This is a genomic window from Rhodococcus sp. UYP9 (genome assembly GCF_040547235.1).
Classification (GTDB): domain Bacteria; phylum Actinomycetota; class Actinomycetes; order Mycobacteriales; family Mycobacteriaceae; genus Rhodococcoides.
In genome coordinates, this window is record NZ_JBEPPH010000001.1 from 611,139 (window position 1) to 629,309 (window position 18,171).

Below are 18,171 nucleotides of genomic sequence, written 5' to 3' on the forward strand. Positions count from 1 at the left end.
TTGCAGATGAAACGCATCCTGAACGTGCTGATTTTCCTCGGCTTTTTCGCGGTGATCTTCATCGTCTTGCTCGCGGTGATCAAGTCGTCCCGGGACACCACGTCGCCCGCGCTCGCCGATGAATCGTTCGTGATCCAGGGCCAGCCGACGACGTGCAGCTCGTTGTTCGGGGAGCCGTGCGATTTCGACCTTCAAACCGAGTACAACATGTGGGGTAAAGGACTCGAATCCTTCGTCGACTCGGGCGTACTGGGGCCCTACGCCGCCGATATCGGGTTCGTGGATTCCGCGAAACTGAGTTTGCAGGCGTGCGGTGTCAACCGGACCGCGGGAACGACCGTCCTGGAATTCGAAGACCTGGCCCAACGCGATCACCCCGACGCCACCCGTGCTCAGCTGTTCCCGTTCTGGAACGAGACTCGGCAGGATCTGTGCCCTTAGCGCTGTGCAGATCCAGGCGCAGCGTGCAGATGCCGATGCCCGAGGGCCGCGACGGCCAAAGTCAGCACTGCCGCTATCGACAGCGGCACCGCGATGTGGACGCGTAGCAGGAGGGCGCCGACGACGGCTCCGAGGAAGATGATCACGATGGCGCCGAACCGTCGATTCCACACTGCTCGCCAGCCGCCCACGACGAAGGTTTCACCGGCCAGAGAGGTGAGGGTGGAGGTGACGACGACTGTGGTCATGTCCTTGATCGCCAACCGGCGCGCGACCGCGGCCTGTTCGCCCATGACGGTGGCGATGCACGCTGCGATGACGACTTTCACGTTCGGGGCCGGGTCCTCGCCCAGTACGAGGAAGACCCCGACCAACACGGCGAGGACGGCTCCGCCGATACCGAGCAGCGTGGTGGTGCGCGGTTGCCAGCCGGGTGCGGTGTTTCGGAGCAGCAGGCCCGATACGAAGGCGCCGGCAGCGAAGGCCACCAAGGCAACTCCCGGTCCGAGTACCGGCAACTCGTCGGCTCCGGCGATACCCATGCCGAGGATGACGATGTTGCCCGTCATGTTCCCGGTGAACACGCGGTCGAGTCCGAGGAAGCCGACCGCGTCGACGACACCGGTGACGAAGGTGAGGGCCAACATCAACCACAGCCCGACCGAATCTCCCCCGACCGGCACACGCAGACCCGACACACGTGACGGCATCTTCTGCAATTCCATATCTATCTGCTTTCGTTGCTCGGTGTCGTCGTTCGCCAGGGCTGCCCACAGGAAGTCCACTACTTTAGGACTTTCTGCTCACTGCTGCGGTCAGTTCGATCTCCACGGGAGATCCGGAGGGCAACGACGGGACTCCGACGGCGCTGCGGGCCGGGAGGTAGTCGTCTCCGAACAGCTCCGCCAGGGCTGCCGATGCGCCGTCGGCGACGGCGGTGTGCTGGGTGAATTCGGGTGTACTGCGGACGAATACGGTCATCTTCAGGCATCGGATGATGACCCCGTCGATGGCGGCGTCGATGGCGAGCACCGCGTTGCGTGCGGCGAGGGCGGCAGCGGTCCGCGCTTGCTCGACGCTCACATCCAGCCCGACGGTGCCGGTGATGGTCAATTCCCCGTTGACGCGCGGGGTCATGCCGGCGCTGTAGGCGATGCCGTCGTGCACGGTCGCGGCGACGTATCGGCCTTGCGGCTGTGGGGCGGGGAACATCGGGTTGTCAGGCACTGAGCGCGATCCCTTCCTGGCGCGGGTCGGCGGCACCGAGGAGTAGCCCGCGGTCGTTGTCCATCGAGATCACCTGCGCGCTCCCGCCGCCGCCCCAAGCAGATTGTCTGCGGATTCGGTGGCCCAGGCGTTCGAGTTCGTCCAACGTGCGGGGATCGATCCGGTCCTCGCAACGCAGTTCCGATTCGAGCCCGACGACGTCGGAGTCGCTGCCGGGGAAGACGGTGAAGCGCGGCGCGGCAACCGCTTCCGCCGGGTCCAGGCCGTGATCGATGAGGTGCGAAAGCAACTGCATGTTCCATTGCACTTGCCCGTCCCCACCGGGGGTGTTGCCGACGTGCAGCAGGTTCTTCTCCGAATCGGTGACGATCCATGCGTTCAGTGTGTGCAGGGGTCGGCGGCGCGGCTGGGCGGAATTGGGGTGCCGAGGAATCAGGTAGGCCCCGCGGCCGAATCGGTTGTTGAGCACCACGCCGGTACCGGGAACCGAGATTTTGGCGCCGAAGGTGAATGCCAGCGAGTGGATGAAACTGACGGCACGACCCTCGGAATCGACGACGACGGTGGAGGTGGTGTCGCCGTCGTTCACGTCGAACGTTCGCGCCGTCGGCACTGCTGCGTCCAGCTTCTTGCGAGCGATGGTCACCGCTTCTTCGGTCAGCAGGGATCGCCAGGCGTCGTTTTCGCTGCCGCACTGGGCAAATCGATCCTCGAAGGACATCCGTGCGGCGCGGGCCATGCGGTCGATCGCGGTGGTCGACATCCAGGGTTCGAATCCGACACTGCGATCACACAGTGCCGCTTGTTGGAGGACCATCCAGCCGGGCGTCGGCAGCGGTGTCTGATGCACGACGGCCCCGCCGTAGTTCATCGTGATCGATGGCGCCACCAGGGCTTCCGAGGACGCGACCCACTCGTCCCCGCTGAACGGTGCTCCGCCGGCCGTCAGCAGTGCGACGGCTTGTTCGGCGAATGCTCCGGTATAGAACCATGCCGGGTCGGCTGCCATCTTCCGAATGGTGCGCGCAAGGTCGGACTGCGGAAGTTGTTGTCCCACATGCGGGACGGCACCGCCTGGTAGGTACACCGTGCTCAGGCTCGGGTCCTTGGTGATGGCGTCGACTGCCTCGGTGACGTCGGATCTGGTTTTCGCCGAGCAGGGCAGTCCCTTTTCTGCTGCTCGCGCGGCGGGTTCCCACAGTTCGGCGAGTGAACGGCTCGCGCCGCGGCGGTGTAGCGCTGCCAATGCGGCGGGGGCACCGGGCACGGCGACTCCGAGGGCTCCGTCGAGCGGAATCTTGCTGTGCCCGCCGGACCGGTAGAAGTTTTCGTCGCCGCCGTCGGGCCCGAATCCGCTGCCGTTGACGGTGTAGACGTCCCCGTTCGGTTCGCGGACCACGGCAAAGGCGTCGCCGCCGATACCGCACTGGCCTGGCAAGGTCAGCCAGGTCATCGCGGCCATCGCGAGGGTGGCGTCTATCGCGTTGCCGCCGTCGGCGAGTACGCGGGCTCCGATGACGCTGGCGGCCGGGTGCGAGGAGGAGACCATGCCGTCGGTGGACAGCGTCGAGGCACGCGTACCCATCTCAGACGCCCCTGTTGGCTCGTCGACGCGGAATCGAGTCGAGGTCATCGGGGTCCACACCGACGAAGATTTCGCCGTCGCGTTCCTCGACGGGGTAGGTCTTGATCGGTTCGGTGGCGGGCGGGCTGACGGGTTCACCGGTTTCGAGGTCGAATACGCTTCCGTGGCAGGAGCATCCGATGCCGTCGTCGACGAGTTTGCCCGAGGACAGCAGGCAGTCCAGGTGGGTGCAGTAGTTCGACGTCGCGTAGGCCTTGCCGTTGAGCCTCGCTACTGCGAATTCGCGGTCACCACTGAAGAATCGGCGGACGATGCCTTCGGTGACCTGTCCGGAGCGGGCTACTCGGTTGAACTCCATGGTGATCTCTTCTCGGGTAAGTGGGGTGGTTCAGGATCCAGCGAGGTACACGGTCTTTTCGGATTGGTAGAAGGCCATCATGGATTCGCCTGCTTGTTCCTTGTTCGTCTGTGTACTGGAGGCCTTGTAGCCGCCGAACGGAACGTTCATGTTCATGCCGGTCGTGGGCTGGTTGATCTTGATGAGGCCGGTGCGTGAGCGGCGCGCGAATGCCAGTGCGCGCCCGATGTCGGAGGTGACGATCGCGGAGCTGAGCCCGAATTCGGTGTCGTTGGCGAGTTCGAGGGCGTGCTCGAAGTTTTCGGCACGAATGAACAGCAACACCGGTCCGAAGATTTCCTCGACCGCGATGCGCATATCGGCTGTGCCACCGGCGAATACGGTCGGAGCCACGAAGTATCCGGCCCCGCCGTCGTCGAGGCTCTTGCCGCCGGTGATGAGTTCGGCACCTTCGTCGAGGCCGATGCGGATGTAGTCGAGCACCTTGCGGTACTGGCCTTCGCTTGCGAGAGCGCCCATGCCGCTGGACTTTTCGATGCCCGGCCCGACGACGATCTTCGCGGCCAGTTCGACCACTTTGTCGAGCAGTGCGTCGTGCACCGCGTCGACGGCGAGGACCCGGCTGGTGCCGGTGCAGGCCTGCCCGGAAAGTCCGAAGGCGCCCTTGACGATGAGTGCGGCAGCCTTGTCGAGGTCCGCGTCACCCAATACTACGACCGGGTTCTTGCCGCCCATTTCCAGCTGACTGCGCCGCGACGGCCCCACTGCTGCGTGGATGATGCGCCCGACCTGCGTGGAGCCGGTGAAGGTGATGGCGTCGACGCGATCGTCTGAGGTGACTGCTGATCCTGCTGCGCCGTCACCCTGGACGAGGGCAATTGCGTTGGCCGGCAACCCAGCCGCGAGTAGGGCTTCCACGAGCCGCTGCCCCATCAACGGCGTCAGCTCCGAGGGCTTGAAGAGGACGACGTTGCCGGCGGCGAGGGCGGGCCCCAGCTTGCGGGAGGGGATGTTGAGTGGGAAGTTCCACGGCGTGATCGCCCCGACGATCCCGACGGGTTCGCGCAGCGTCATCACCAGCCCCTCCCCTGGCGAGGGATAGGTGGAGCCGGTCGTGCGGAGCGCCTCGGCTGCGTAATAGCGGAAGTTCATCGGTGTACGGGTGACCTCCATCGTCGCCTCGGCCACCGTTTTGCCTTCTTCTCTGACGAGTTCGTCGATCAGGGTTTCGGCGTGCTGCTCCAGGTGTGCGGCGGTGGCCTCGAGAATGGCTGCGCGACGCTCGGGCGCGGTCGCCGCCCACGCCGGGGCCGCCTGAGCGAGGGAGGTCACGGCTGCGTCGACGTCGGAGGCGTCCGATAGCGGGAAGATGCCGATGACCTCGGCCCGGTCGGCGGGGTTGCGTCGCTCGAACGTGGCGCCGGAGTTCGCCGGAACCCAGTGACCGTCGATGTAGTTCTGTCCGTGGATCGTCACGTGTTCACCATCTCTTCGTCGTCGACCATCAGGTCGAACAGTTCGATGCTGGGGTCTGCCAATGCTGCGGGATCGACCGCACGGCCGATGAGTTCGCGGGCGGCGCCGATGTCTTCGCCGCGGTCGAATGCGCATGCGCCGCGCAGGATGCCGTTGTCGAGATAGAACGCGGTGAACTCGCCGTCGTCGAGGTCTCCGCGGACGACGAGCTCGGTGTGCTCGGGTGTGCCGGTGAACTGCACGTTGACGCCGAATTGGTCGGACCAGAACCAGTGGGCCGGGTCGACGACGCCGAGTCTGCCGAGCATCGCATTCGCGGTGGCTGCGCCTTGCTTGCTGGCGTTGTCGAAGTGTTCGACGCGCAGGTGACGCCCGGCTCGGTCGGAGAATCGTGCGGCCACATCGCCTGCGGCGTAGATGGACGGGATCGTGGTGCGGCCTTGGGCGTCGACGACGATGCCCTGTTGGACGGTCAGCCCGGAGGCTTCTGCCACTGCGGTGTTGGGTTCGATGCCGATGCCGATGACCGCGAGGTCGGAGGAGATGACTTCGCCGCCGGTCAGCCGGACGCGTACCCCGGTGGCGTCGGTGATGATGTTCTCTACCGTTGCCGAGGTGCGTACGTCGATTCCGTTGCTGCGCTGCAGATCTGAGCAGACCTGGGCGATGCGGTCACCGAGGAGTCGGGCCAGCGGCAGCGGGCCCGCTTCGAGGACGGTGACTGCGGCACCGAGTTGGACTGCGGTGGAGGCTATTTCGAGTCCGATGAATCCGCCACCGATGAGAGTGAGGCGAGTGCCCGGCCGGAGGTTCTCGGCGAGTCGTTGCGCATCGTCGATCGTTCGGAGGTAGTGGACGCGTTCGGGCTCGGTGCCCTCGACTGCCATGGTGCGGGGGCGGCCGCCGGTGGCGATCAACACCGAATCGGCCGCGATGACCCGCCCGCTCGTCAGTTCCACGGCACCGGCTGCGGAGTCGATTCGGGCTGCGGCCGTCCCGGTCACCAGTTCGATGTCGTTCTTCTCGCGCCAGGCTTCGGGGAGCAGCATCAGCGATTCTGCGTCGCACTGTCCGGCGAGGAACTCCTTCGACAGCGGTGGCCGCTGGTACGGCGCGTGGGTTTCGTCGCCGATCAGGACGATGCGTCCGTCGAATCCTCGTCGCCGGAGCGTGCGTGCCGCGACGGCTGCGGTCTGACCGGCACCGATGGTGACGATGGTGTTGGGCGGCATGGCGATCACTCGCTCTCTTCGGTGAAGCTTCAGGTGGCCGGTGTAAAGGTGGGGCTTCGAGTGAGGTCGACGTAGATCTCGTCGTTCTCGATCTTCACGGGGTACGTCGGCTGGCAGAGGTCTTGGTCTTCCTCGTAGCCGGTCTCGAGGTCGAATGCCCATTGGTGTCCGGGGCAGATCACGCGACCGTGCAGCAGAGTGCCTTTGGTCAGCGAGCGATCTTGATGCACGCACATGTCTTGGAAGGCATACACTTTGCCGTCGGCTTGGAAGAGCGCCACAGCTGTGTCACCGATCTCGACGCGCAGCTTCTTGCGGCTGCCGAGCGCGCGCACCGTGGTTGCCAGTGTCCAGGTGGTCTCCACTGTCGGTCCTTTTCTTTGTCGGGAAGAAAGATTCACGTGCGCGGCGGGGCAGCCCGAAAAATGGGGGGTGTTCGGGCTGCCCCGCCTCGGCGCGAGAATCAGGCGTTGGCCAGTTCCAGGTCCGGCGCAACATAGGTGTCGTAGAGGCCCTTGGTGTAGGAGAAGCGCATCTCGGCACCCCACCGGACCAGCTGCAGGCAACGCTGCTGCAGTGGGACGGTGTCGGCGTGGTCGAGCACGATCTGGTATCCGCGCTCGCCGTGCACCACATCGGAGGTGATGTGGAGTTCGAAGAACTCGATCTCGTCCTCGGTGAAGCCGTAGACCTCACGAAGCGGAACGATCTGCTTCTTGTAGATGCTCGGCACCTGGGATTCGAGCCCGACGACCAGGGCCGCCGTTGCCACGACGAAGTGCTCACGCTGAGAGACCGCGTAGCACCACGACTGCAGGCCGCGCGTGATGGCACTCATGTTGGAGGGGTCCTCGACCCGCTCCTTGGTGGTGCCGCATGCCTCGGCGAACTTGATGAGCAGGTCGGTGTGCCGAATATCGGCCAGCTCTTCCTCGTACATGTTCTGCAGCGTGAAATCCTTCGCGCCGGTGAACCCGTCCGGGGTGTTGGAGTAGATGTTGGCGAGGTAATCGGCGAACGGCCCCACGTAGTGGTAGTGGTTCTCCGCCCAGCGAGCGAAGTGCTTCTTCTCGAGCTTGCCCTCGGCCCATGCCTTGCTGAAGGAGGCGTTGGATGCTTCGCGGCCCTTGATGGCGTTCTCGAGCGCGGCGCGGAAATCGTCGCGGTTCAAAAGTTCGGTCATGAGATGCCTCGTTTTCTGATGCGATGTGCGGGGTGATAGCTCTTCGCGTTCGAGCCTCGTTGCGACGCTATCGAGGTCGCGGAGATCGAGCCACGGTCAAAACGACTCGATATCAATTGATTTCGTGTGCAGTGTGTCCAGACTCAGACGTAAGCGGCGGTCAACGCGTCGAACTCTGCGAGCATCGCGGCGCCAACAGCTTTGTCCTGCTTGCCGTTTCCTCCGCTGATTCCTACGCCTCCGACGATCTGTCCCTCGAACGAGAGCGGGAATCCGCCGACGAAGATCGCGAACTTGCCGGGGAGCATGTGCGAGATGCCGAAGGCTTCGTTACCGGGCAGTGCGGGGCCGTCGGGTTCCTCGTTGAACAGGTGCGTGGCCCGCTCGTGGCCGGCTGCGGTGAAGGCCTTGGCGATGGCGATGTCGACGCCGGTGATGCGGGCACCGGGCAAGCGGTGCAGCGCGATGACATTGGCACCGTCGTCGACGACGCACAGCGTCTGCTTGACGCCGAGCTCGTCGGCCTTGGCTCGCCCGGCGGCGAGGATGGGGAGGGCGTCGTCGAGGGTGATTCGGTGAATTCGATGCATGTGAGCGTCTCCTCGGTTCGGGTGCTGTGGAGGTTGTAATACGGATTTCTACCAGCGTCGACGCCAGAAGGCCCTGGACATAGTGACTATCCGGAAGGGTCGAATCGGGTCATTGTGCACGTGCCGCATGGTTACTATGTCGGTCATACTGCTTCGAACCTGCGCATTCGGGCCAAGACCGAAAGGGAGTCACCTTGAACGATCCTGGCGATCATGCCGAAAGCGAACGGTTGTCGGTTCGAGGTCTCCTCGAGGAACCACTCTTTGCCAATGGGCGCCTGCTGTCGGGCGCAGATCACCTCGATCGGCCGGTCACCTGGTGTCTGCCGTGGGATGAGGTGATGAGTCGCCCCGACTCCCTCGTCGACGTGGCTGTCTATGTACGTCCGGAGACGCTGGCGAATTACCGCGGCGATTGGCGTTCGCTCGCCGCACGAGGCGCAGCGATTCTGATCATCGATGGTGCCGCACCGGAGAACTGTCGAGGGCCGGACGACGTGCCGGTGTTCGAAATCAGCTTTCCCGTCGGCTTCACGGCGATGAACCGGCTTCTCGCCGAGCGAGCATTGACCCAACAGGCGCACGTCATGCGGTACGGGGTGATGGTGCACCGCTCGTTGGTGACCCTGTTGCACCGCGGGGCGGGTCTGCCGATGCTCATCCGCGAGATATCCAAGCTCACCTCCAATCATGCTTTGGCGCTCGATGTTCGAGGGATGCTCATCGCCACGTCCGGGTTCGAGGACACGACGTCGCCCAGTGCGGTTGCCTTGCTGGACCATCTGGCGAAGGCGCTCCCCGCCCGGGGTGAAAAGCAGGTGCACGTTGGCCACGATGGGCACGATGTGCGCGTGGTGGAGCTGACGGACTCGCCCTACGCGGTGGCTGTTGCCGGGGCGATGCATCTCGCGGGTCGGCACGAGGGATGGATCGTCGTCCTCGTCGAAGCGGACAAGGCGCGCAGGCACGATATCGCTCAGTACTCGGTGGTCGTGGAACAGGCCGGCACCATCATCGGGACGGAGATGCTGCGTCAACGCAGTGTCGACGAGGCAGAGGAACGTGCGCGTGGCGACTTCGTTCAGGCCCTCGTGCACCATAATTTCGCCAACGAACTCGATCTTCGGACGCGGGCGGCGCTGCACGATATCGACCTGGACCTGGACTACATGGTGTTCGTCGCGCCGGGTTTGATCTCACGATCGCAGGACGGCCCGAGCGCCAGCCTGATGCGGCTCGCCCGCTACGCCGCGCTGGTACTCCCCCATCCCGACGTCCAATCGCACGTCACGGTCATCGGCGACGTACTGGTGGTGATCAGGACCATCCGGCCCGATTGCGACCTGGAGATTTCGGACTACGCCGACGCCATCTCCCGTGACCTCGAATCACGTTTGGGGCGGCCGATTCCCATTGCGCACGGCCGGGTGGCCCAGGGTGCGGTGAACATCGGCGAGAGCTACCGGGAGGCGCGGGTTGCGCTCGGTATCGCCACGCGGCTCAACCTCTCGGGCTCGGTCGCGTATCGCAATCTCCGCGGCTTCAGTGTCCTCGAGTCCGCGTCGGGAACCGAGGAGAGCCGCCGATTGATCGCCGACGTCCTCGAACCGCTCCGGGCCAACAACGCGTCGAACGATATCGAGGAATTCCTGTTCGCATATCTCGAAACGGGCGGAAATCTCAACGCTGCGGCACGACGGTTGCAGATCCACCGCAACACCATCATCTCCAAGCTCGACCGGGCATCGAAGATCATCGGGATGGACATCCGCCGCCCCGAGACGCAGTTCATCGTCTGGCTCGCCCTCCGACTCGACCTGCTGTCCTCGGTTCGAGAGAACGTGGCCCGCGAGGTACCCCCGCGGGCCTGACCTTCACGCCCTCACGACTCGACCGGGTTGCTGCCTGCGAACGAGCTGGCGAATCCTGCCGAAACGACCACTGCGGCAACACCGAACAGCAGGACGTAGGACGATGCGCCTGCGTGCAGCGCGATCCCGACCCACGCTGCGCCGACGGCGGATCCGCCGAACCGGATCAGGTTGAACACACCCAGGCCCGTTCCCACTGCACCTGCCGGGGAGCGGGTGGAGCCTGCCGCGGCCGGGGTTTGCACCATCGCAATGCCGAGGCCCGCCAGCACCAGGATCGCCGCCAACGCCGCATCCGGAAGCTCCCACGACGGCCGCAGTAGTGCCGCCAATCCGATTTGGCTGCAGACCAACACGATCAGACCCGAACGCATGATGATGCGGGGCCCCATCCGGTCGATGACGCGGCCGACCACGGTTGCCGCCACGGTCATGGTGACGGGGAGAACGAAGAGCAACAATCCGGCTTTCGACGTCGACGCACCGGCGCCGGTCAGATACAGCGGCACGGCCAGCAGCATCGATCCGAGCGCGAACATCTGCACGAAGGCCGCGAGAGAGCTTCGGAGGAAGCGTGATTCGAGGATCAGGTGGATCGGGACGAAAGGGTTCGCGCTTCTTCGAGTACGAAAGACGAAGAACACCAGTAGCGCAAGGCCCAATGTCAGCACCGCCGCCGAAGCCCACAGCGGAACACTTTCCTGGGGAATTGCGGTGATACCGAGAAAGACGACAGCAGCACCGACGGTCAGTGCTGCTGCGGCCCACCCGTCGAGGGTCATCTTCCGACCCGGGTACTTCGGGATCCACTTCATCGTCGCCGCGTATCCGATGATGGCGATGGGAATCAGGGGCACGAAAGTCCAACGCCACCCCCACCAGTCGCTGATCACCCCGCCCATCGACGGACCCATCGCCTGGCCGATGCCGTTGACGGCGGCCCAGGCGCCGACGGCTCGGCCGCGACGAGCCGGGCCGAACAGCCAGGCGATCAGGCCCATCACGGCCGGCGCGAACGCGGCTGCAGCGATCCCGCCCAACGATCGCCAGGCAACCAGGATCGGCAACGACGGGGCCAACGCGGCGCCGAGTGAACACACCGCGGTGCCCAGTAGCGCTCCGCAGTACACGCGGCGTCGGCCGAATCGATCCCCTACCCACCCTGCCAACGGCATTGCCGCGGCGAAGGTCAGTAGGAAGCCGACGACGACGAAAATGCCGCTGCCGAGGGACGCGTCGTACTCGGTCAGAATCGCGTTGAGGGGAACGTTGACGATGTTGTTGCTGACGGTTCCGACGAAGGTTCCGATGAGCAACGCGGCCAGTGCCGGGCTGGTGCCGATGCCGAGGTCGGACTCGGATCGGGTTGTCCCATCGGCAAAGTCGAGATTCGAATCCTTCATGTGTGTCCGTTTCTATCGTGACGAGGGATCGCTCCAATATTTCATGGATGGATCGAATTCGAACACTTCGCAAAGGTTAGGGTAACCATAGATCATGGATTTGATTTTGGCGTTATTCGATTACTTAACGTGTTTGTCACGATAGCGTGACCGAATGAAAAAACTCGGTCACATTGCACACCTAGCCTCGACTTTGCGTGTGCAAACTGGCCGTTGACCCCTTAAAACGACCCGCGCACGATGTGGAACAGGTCGTGAACGCTCTCTGAACTCAGTCTTTAAGGGGCACAACGTGGAAGTACATCTGACCGCTGCGCACTGGGTCTATCTCGCGGGAATCATCGTCATTCTCGCCACGATGATGATGCGAAAGAACATCGTCGTTCCTGCGGTACTCGGCACATTTCTGACCGCATTCGTATTCTCCGGCAGTCTCGTCACAGGGCTGGCCGCAATCTTCAACGGTAGCTTGACCGCTGCAAGAGAACTCTTCAACATCTTCCTGATCATCTCGCTCGTGACGGCCATGCTCGGTGCCTTGCGTCAGATGGGCGCCGACCGCCTGATGGTGGCGCCCTTCCGTCGGGTCATGCGCGGGGGTACGAGCAGTTTCTTGGTGCTCGCTGCAGTCACCTACGTCATCTCACTGTTCTTCTGGCCGACCCCGGCAGTACCGCTGATCGGCGCAGTGCTGATCCCCGTCGCCATCCGCGCCGGCCTGTCCCCGATGGCGGTGGGCATGGCGATTGCGATCTGCGGCCAAGGGATGGCGTTGTCCTCGGATTACATCATCAAGGTGGCACCCGGGTTGTCCGCCAAGTCGGCGGGCGTGGATCCCGATGTGGTGGCCGATCGGGCGCTGGTGATGTCCTTGATCGTCGGATTCACGGCACTGACCATCACATACTTCATGCAACGCAAAAACAATCGCACTCCCTCCCCGGATCTGCTGACGGAGTGGGAAGAGAAGGTAGATCACGACTTCGGGCCCAACGAGAGCGAGAAGACCGACGCCGATACTTCCGGGTCGGCGGGAACGGGCGGCGCTCCGGCTCCCGTATTACCTACCGGGTCACCCACGCTCGGCGGCGAACCTGCCCTCGTCGGTGCCACTTCCGTAGTCGCCGTCGCAGTCGACACACCACCACCCGTCCGCCCATCCATGCGGGAGGCCGTCGACGAAACATTCGCGAGCATCCGCGCGGCTCGCACGTTCGCGTTCCTGGTCCCCACCGCGTACCTGGCCTTCATCATCTATCTGCTCGTCGGCAAGTTCACCGATCTGGTCCCCGAGCTCAAGGGCGGTGACGCCGCAGCGATGGTCGGCGGAATTGCAGCCCTGCTGCTCTTTGCCGCTGCCGCAACGAACGACAAGAAGGGATTCCTGGAATCGACGTCGGAGCATCTCGTCGACGGACTCGTATTCGCCTTCAAGGCAATGGGAATCGTGCTTCCGATCGCCGGCTTCTTCTTCATCGGCAACGGCGACTTCTCGGCCGCGATCCTCGGGATGCCCAGCGATGCGACAGGCCCGACTCTGCTGTTCGACCTCGTGAACTCGGCCCAGTCGCATCTGCCGCAGAACACCTTCGTGACCTCGTACGGCATTCTGCTCATCGGAATGATCGCGGGTCTGGAAGGGTCCGGATTCAGTGGGCTGCCACTGACGGGTTCACTGTCCGGAGCGCTCGGACCCGCTGTCGGCATGGATCCTGCCACCCTTGCCGCCATCGGTCAGATGGGCAACATCTGGTCCGGCGGAGGCACCCTCGTAGCGTGGTCGTCGCTCATCGCCGTTGCCGGGTTCGCCCGCGTACCGGTACTCGAACTGGCTCGTAAACTCTTCATCCCCGTGGTCAGCGGGCTTGCGCTGTCGACTTTCGTTGCAGTGCTGATCTTCTAGATTCTGTACTTCCCCGTTCACCACCTGGCCACTCCGAAACAGGCCACCGAACCCCACCCCGAGAGCGAGACGGTTATGCAGCTGGACACCGATCGTGCATCACTGGAAGAGATCGAGAAAGCCCCCACGCTCAGGTCCCTGCCAAAGAAGACCCGCCGTGTCATGAACGCAGCGGCACTGGGATTCTACGTCGACGTCATCGACATCTACCTTCCCACTGTGGTTTTGGCCCCGGCCATCGTCTTCTTCGCCCCACCCGGCACCAGCCTCGCGTCGAGCACCACCATGTTCTACATCATCTTCGCCGCTACTTTGATCGCTCGACCGTTCGGAGCCGTCGTGTTCGGCCACATTGCCGACACGGTGGGGCGTCGACGCTCGGTGTCGATTGCGATTCCGTGTGTGGCGATAGCGACGTTGGCGATGGCGGTACTTCCGGGTTACGCCAGCCTCGGCATCGGCGCCTACGTGATGATGCTGATCATTCGATTCGTGGGCGGCTTCTTCATGGGCGGCGCCACTGCGGGCCTGCCGGCGTTGGCGATGGAGTCGTCACCGAAGCACCTGCGCGGCGCTGTCGGCGCCTACACCAACATCGGCTATCCACTCGGTGCTGCCACGATCTCTGTCGCGGCGGCAGTCCTGCTGCATTACCTGCCCGCCAATGGAATCGGTTCCGCCTATGTCCAGTGGGGTTGGCGGATACCTTTCGTTCTCGGCGCCCTCGCAACGTTCGGCTTCCTGATCTACTTCCGCCGAGTAGCTGCCGAGTCTTTGCCCGTCGACACCGAAGCCAAGGCCACGACGCGTCGGCACCGCCCGCTCGCGGAACTCACCAAGGGTCGAAATCGCCGCTCGCTGATCCAGATTCTGGTCATGATGTCCGGAGTCTGGCTGGGCTTCCACGCGATCTCCTCCGCGGTTCCCGGGGTGCTGGTCAACTACCTCGGACAGTCGGCGTCCACCGTCAGTCAAGGTCTGGTTGCGGCCAACGTAGTTCTCGCGTTGTGCTACTTCGGTTATGGAGCACTCGGGCAGCGCGTCGGCCGCAGGAAGGTACTCATGTGGGCCGGCGTATCGGTGACGACGGTGGCGGCCTCGCTTTACGCAGTCGCTCTGCTCAACGCCTCGAACGGCGGTTCCGGGCTGATCACGATGGCTTTGATCGGCGTCTGCATCATCTTGGTGGCGGGAATCTTTCCGGTGTCCGTCACCTACATCACCGAACGTTTCCCGACGAACGTGCGGGCCTCCGGGTTCGCCGTCGGGTACTCGGTGGCGACCGTACTTCCCGCGCTCTACAGCTTCTACATGCTCGGCCTCGAAATCTGGGTGCCCTACTCGTACACCCCGGTCGTCCTCGTCGTCCTCGCTGGTTGCCTGATCACCTACGGTGCCTGGCTCGGCCCGGAGACCCGGGATGTGGATATGGATGCAGTAGAACAGAATTGACCGCTCTTACACCAATGAACGAGGACGAGCCAGGGAGGCTGTTCAGAAGTGACTACCAACGCCGTGTGGACGATGTCCGCACACGACATCGCCGAAGCGGTACGCCGACGAGACCTCAGCGCTCGTGAGGTCCTCGAATCCCACCTCGATCGCATCGAGAGCGTCAACGGCACCGTCAACGCTCTGCCGGTGCTACTACTCGAGGAGTCCCGCGCCAGAGCCGACGCGATCGATGCGAGCGCAGAAGCTCCCGCCGGCCTTCTGGCCGGGGTTCCTACCGTGGTCAAGATCAACACTGCTGTTGCTGGACAACCGAATACGAACGGCTGCCCCAGCTTGACCGAGGTAGTCGAGAAAGAGGATTCCTGGGTAGTGGAGTCCCTGCGCCGGCAGGGCGCTGTCGTCGTCGGGATGTCGAACGCTCCGGAGTTCTCGCTTCGATGGCACACTGCCAATCCGCTGTTCGGGGCCACCGTCAACCCGCACGTGCCCGATCGCGTGGCCGGGGGTTCATCCGGTGGCTCTGCCGCGGCCGTCGCCACCGGCATGGTGCCGCTGGCACACGGCAACGATCAGGGTGGGTCCCTGCGCCACCCCGCGTCGTGCTGCGGGGTGGTGGGCCTCCGACCGACGATCGGGCTCACCCCCACCGATGGCGCTCGAATGAGCTTCGGCGCCAAACTCTTCGGTGTCGAAGGCGTGATCTCTCGCAACGTGAAGGACGCGGAGCTCGGTTTGCGCTCGATGCTCTCGGCCCGGCCCCGTGGATTCCCGGCACCTGAACTGCGTGACGATCTGCTGAGTTCGAAGCGGTTACGCATCGGAGTGATCGCGCAGCCTGCGGGCGCAGTGTCGCCGGAAGTGGCGTCGGCGATCGAGCGAGCCGGCACCGTGTTCGAGCGATCCGGGGCGGAGGTAGTGCAGCTCGACCCAGAGTGGATTCGCGACTTGGAGCAGACCCGCGGATCGATCGTCTACCACGAGACCAAGGCCATGTGGACGGCCAAGCGCCAGTTGACCGATCAGGCGACGACGCTGCGTTCGCTCGAGCACATGGAGAGCTACTTCTCCACTACCGGAGTTCTCAGCGACTATGTCAGCGCGTTGAATCGACTGACGGAACTGACTGCGCGCTGGCACGAATTCGCTGCCGACTACGACGCAATCCTCGGCCCGGTGAGCACCGAGCCGCCGTTCGAGGTCGAGATGGACACCGGTGGTGAAGTGCGTGCGCATCAGGTCATCGACTCCATGCGCTTCGTGACCGCGATTTCGGCGACGGGCTCCCCTGTCGTATCTGCACCGGTAATGCACACCGCAGCGGGTCCGATCGGTATTCAGATCGTTGCTCCGCTGTGGCGCGACTACCAATGTCTGCAGATCGCAAACATATTGGAGCGGGAGATCGGCCTCGTTGCTCCCGTAGATCCGGTTTCCCTCTCGATCCCGCAGCCTGTCTGACCCGCAGCCTGTCTAAGCCTCGACCTGCCGAGACAGGCTCTCCTCACGTCAGCTGATCAGGCGGCGGCAGTCCGAACTTGGTCAAGAAATGCGGCGGCGGCCGGTGAGGGGCCGTCGCTGCTCCAGATCAGGTGTTCTGCTCGGCGTGCCGCGTCGCGGACGGGAATGGTCACGACGCCGGTGAGCTGCTGGGCGTAGGCCGAAGGAAGCATGCCGATTCCGAGTTCCTGACCGATGAGTCCGGTCATCAGGTGGGCATCGGTGACGTCGAAGGCTACGTCGCGGCTCAGACCAGCCGCCGCGAAGGTCTGATCCACTTGTGCCCTCCCCGGGGTCCCGGGGGGAAAGTCGACGAAGACTTGACCAGCCAGGTCATGCAGACTGAGCTCCTCGCTTTCCGCGAGCGGGTGTGTCGCCGACATGACGACGACATGGTTGTCGTGGGCCAGAAGGTGGTGCGCGACTTCGGTGACAACCCGCTCGATCGGCAACCCGAGGAACGCGACGTCGAGCACTCCAGTGGCGACCTTGTCGACGAGGTCGTCGCTTCCTCCCATCACCAGGGTGATGCGCACCTGTGGGTGACGATCATGGAAGAAGCGCAGTGCGGCAGGCACATCGACCGCACACACGGTGGGGATCACCCCGACCGATAGTCGGCCACGGACTTCTCCGGTCGCGGCGGCGACTTCGCTGCGCGCCCGCTCGGCTGCGGCCAAGCATTGTCGGGCCGCCGGCAGAAACGCCTCACCGGCGGCGGTCAGGCGCACTTGTCGGCTGGTCCGATGAAAGAGTCGTGCGCCGAGTTCGGATTCCAAGCGTGCCACCTGGTGGCTCAGGGCTGACTGGACTACGAAGCATCGCTCGGCGGCCCGGGTGAAGCTGGAGAGTTCGGCGACGGCGACGACGTAGGAGAGTTGGCGGAGATCCATCTATTCATCATCAATCACGATCGATGAAGTGACAAGCATGTGTTGGACTCATGCTTGCGCTATCGCGACGATAGACGCATGGCATCTACACCTCTCCCGCATTCCTCGACTCGAGCGCACCGATGAGCGTGATCAAGACGACCGCCCTCACCGCGATCGCGCCCGCGGTGTGGGGCACAACGTATCTCGTGACTTCCGAATATCTGCCCGCGGGTCATCCGCTCTTCTCCGGCCTGGTCCGAGCTCTACCTGCTGGACTGCTCGCGATCGTATTGACTCGCGCCCTGCCCACCGGAGCTTGGTGGCCGAAGGCGGCACTCCTGGGGGTGCTCAATATCGGCGCATTCTTTCCCCTGTTGTTCCTGACCGCTTACCGCTTACCTGGCGGGATCGCCGCAACCTTGAACGCAACTCAACCGATCGTGGTCGCCATTCTTGCCGTGGCGCTGCTGAGTGAAGCGTTGTCGTGGTGGCGGTTGGGTTGGGGACTGATCGGAGTCCTCGGCGTGGCGCTGATCGTGCTGACCGGCAGCGCCACCCTGGACGGGGTCGGCCTCCTGGCAGGCATAGGTGCCGCTGGCTCCATGGCGACCGGCGTGACGTTGACCAAGCGTTGGGGCCGGCCCGAGGGCGTGGGAGCGATGGCGTTCGCGGGGTGGCAGCTGACGGCTGGCGGGCTGTTCCTGCTGCCGATCACTCTGCTCGTCGAGGGTGTCCCCGACACCATCACCCCGGCGGGGATCGGCGGCTACCTCTGGCTCGGCCTGTTCGGCGGGTTACTGACCTACACCCTGTGGTTCTCCGGCATCGGCCGGCTTCCGGTTACCTCCGCGGCGCTGCTCGGGCTACTTTCGCCGATCGTCGCCGCCGGCCTCGGTGTTGCATTTTTGGAGCAGCTTCTCAGCGGTGTTCAGCTCGTCGGCTTCGCTCTCGCTTTGGCAGCCATTGCCGCCGGGCAGTTCAACCCGACCCGGCGCGCCACGGCCCACCGATCACGCCGGCCTGTCGATCAGCTCACCAATACCTGACGCACCGACGCATCACGTTGCGCACTGCT

17 protein-coding genes are annotated in these 18,171 nt (G+C 64.1%); 6 read left to right on the plus strand and 11 right to left on the minus strand.

Annotated elements, in window-relative coordinates; all coding sequences use genetic code 11:
* Positions 1 to 6: 6 nt before the first annotated feature.
* Positions 7 to 441 (plus strand): hypothetical protein, encoded by a 435-nt coding sequence (locus ABIB36_RS02850; RefSeq protein ID WP_354559068.1) that lies wholly within the window; start codon positions 7 to 9, stop codon positions 439 to 441.
* Here ABIB36_RS02850 and ABIB36_RS02855 read toward each other — a convergent pair.
* The 9 genes from ABIB36_RS02855 to ABIB36_RS02895 all read right to left on the minus strand — a co-directional run bounded on the left by ABIB36_RS02855 (position 438) and on the right by ABIB36_RS02895 (position 8,092).
* Entirely contained in the window at positions 438 to 1,226 is a 789-nt protein-coding gene (locus tag ABIB36_RS02855; protein WP_354559069.1) for a YoaK family protein, read from the minus strand. The two genes, ABIB36_RS02850 and ABIB36_RS02855, sit on opposite strands and share 4 nt — an antisense overlap.
* 4 nt (positions 1,227 to 1,230) lie before the next feature.
* On the minus strand, positions 1,231 to 1,653 hold the full coding sequence (locus ABIB36_RS02860) for a RidA family protein (protein WP_354559294.1): 423 nt from the start codon (positions 1,651 to 1,653) through the stop codon (positions 1,231 to 1,233).
* Positions 1,654 to 1,660: 7 nt separating this feature from the next.
* Positions 1,661 to 3,253, minus strand: a complete 1,593-nt coding sequence (locus ABIB36_RS02865; RefSeq protein WP_354559070.1) for a gamma-glutamyltransferase family protein — start codon at positions 3,251 to 3,253, stop codon at positions 1,661 to 1,663.
* 1 nt (position 3,254) lies between these two features.
* Positions 3,255 to 3,611: a Rieske (2Fe-2S) protein gene (locus tag ABIB36_RS02870; RefSeq protein ID WP_084347130.1), complete on the minus strand. Its 357-nt coding sequence runs from the start codon at positions 3,609 to 3,611 to the stop codon at positions 3,255 to 3,257.
* A 30-nt stretch (positions 3,612 to 3,641) separates the two neighbouring features.
* The gene (locus ABIB36_RS02875; RefSeq protein ID WP_354559071.1) at positions 3,642 to 5,087 is read right to left on the minus strand and encodes an aldehyde dehydrogenase family protein; all 1,446 of its coding nucleotides are present in this window, start codon (positions 5,085 to 5,087) and stop codon (positions 3,642 to 3,644) included.
* Positions 5,084 to 6,319, minus strand: coding sequence for an NAD(P)/FAD-dependent oxidoreductase (locus ABIB36_RS02880; protein WP_354559295.1), 1,236 nt, complete (start codon positions 6,317 to 6,319; stop codon positions 5,084 to 5,086). The genes ABIB36_RS02875 and ABIB36_RS02880 overlap by 4 nt, the downstream gene beginning before the upstream one ends.
* 29 nt (positions 6,320 to 6,348) lie before the next feature.
* Positions 6,349 to 6,684, minus strand: a complete 336-nt coding sequence (locus tag ABIB36_RS02885) for a Rieske (2Fe-2S) protein (RefSeq protein ID WP_084347128.1) — start codon at positions 6,682 to 6,684, stop codon at positions 6,349 to 6,351.
* Between the two features lie 98 nt (positions 6,685 to 6,782).
* A complete protein-coding gene (locus tag ABIB36_RS02890; RefSeq protein ID WP_084347127.1) occupies positions 6,783 to 7,502 on the minus strand; it encodes an iron-containing redox enzyme family protein in 720 nt (239 codons plus the stop codon).
* 143 nt (positions 7,503 to 7,645) lie between these two features.
* Positions 7,646 to 8,092, minus strand: a complete 447-nt coding sequence (locus tag ABIB36_RS02895; protein WP_084347126.1) for a GlcG/HbpS family heme-binding protein — start codon at positions 8,090 to 8,092, stop codon at positions 7,646 to 7,648.
* Positions 8,093 to 8,286: 194 nt separating this feature from the next.
* On the opposite strand from ABIB36_RS02895, the gene ABIB36_RS02900 reads away from it, so the two are divergent.
* Complete coding sequence (locus tag ABIB36_RS02900) at positions 8,287 to 9,963, plus strand: helix-turn-helix domain-containing protein (protein WP_354559072.1); 1,677 nt, start codon at positions 8,287 to 8,289, stop codon at positions 9,961 to 9,963.
* An 11-nt stretch (positions 9,964 to 9,974) separates the two neighbouring features.
* Here ABIB36_RS02900 and ABIB36_RS02905 read toward each other — a convergent pair whose 3' ends face one another.
* The gene (locus ABIB36_RS02905) at positions 9,975 to 11,366 is read right to left on the minus strand and encodes an MFS transporter (protein ID WP_354559073.1); all 1,392 of its coding nucleotides are present in this window, start codon (positions 11,364 to 11,366) and stop codon (positions 9,975 to 9,977) included.
* 292 nt (positions 11,367 to 11,658) lie between these two features.
* Between ABIB36_RS02905 and ABIB36_RS02910 the strand changes: the two genes are divergently transcribed.
* From ABIB36_RS02910 to ABIB36_RS02920, 3 genes are all read left to right on the plus strand, one after another.
* A complete protein-coding gene (locus ABIB36_RS02910) occupies positions 11,659 to 13,269 on the plus strand; it encodes a hypothetical protein (protein WP_354559074.1) in 1,611 nt (536 codons plus the stop codon).
* A gap of 75 nt (positions 13,270 to 13,344) precedes the next feature.
* Positions 13,345 to 14,721: an MFS transporter gene (locus tag ABIB36_RS02915; RefSeq protein WP_354559075.1), complete on the plus strand. Its 1,377-nt coding sequence runs from the start codon at positions 13,345 to 13,347 to the stop codon at positions 14,719 to 14,721.
* Positions 14,722 to 14,769: 48 nt separating this feature from the next.
* Positions 14,770 to 16,182, plus strand: a complete 1,413-nt coding sequence (locus ABIB36_RS02920; RefSeq protein WP_354559076.1) for an amidase — start codon at positions 14,770 to 14,772, stop codon at positions 16,180 to 16,182.
* Positions 16,183 to 16,238: 56 nt separating this feature from the next.
* Here the strand turns inward: ABIB36_RS02920 and ABIB36_RS02925 are convergent, their stop codons facing one another.
* A complete protein-coding gene (locus ABIB36_RS02925) occupies positions 16,239 to 17,114 on the minus strand; it encodes a LysR family transcriptional regulator (protein ID WP_354559077.1) in 876 nt (291 codons plus the stop codon).
* Positions 17,115 to 17,236: 122 nt separating this feature from the next.
* Between ABIB36_RS02925 and ABIB36_RS02930 the strand changes: the two genes are divergently transcribed.
* Positions 17,237 to 18,142, plus strand: a complete 906-nt coding sequence (locus tag ABIB36_RS02930; RefSeq protein ID WP_354559078.1) for an EamA family transporter — start codon at positions 17,237 to 17,239, stop codon at positions 18,140 to 18,142.
* Positions 18,143 to 18,171 lie beyond the last annotated feature (29 nt).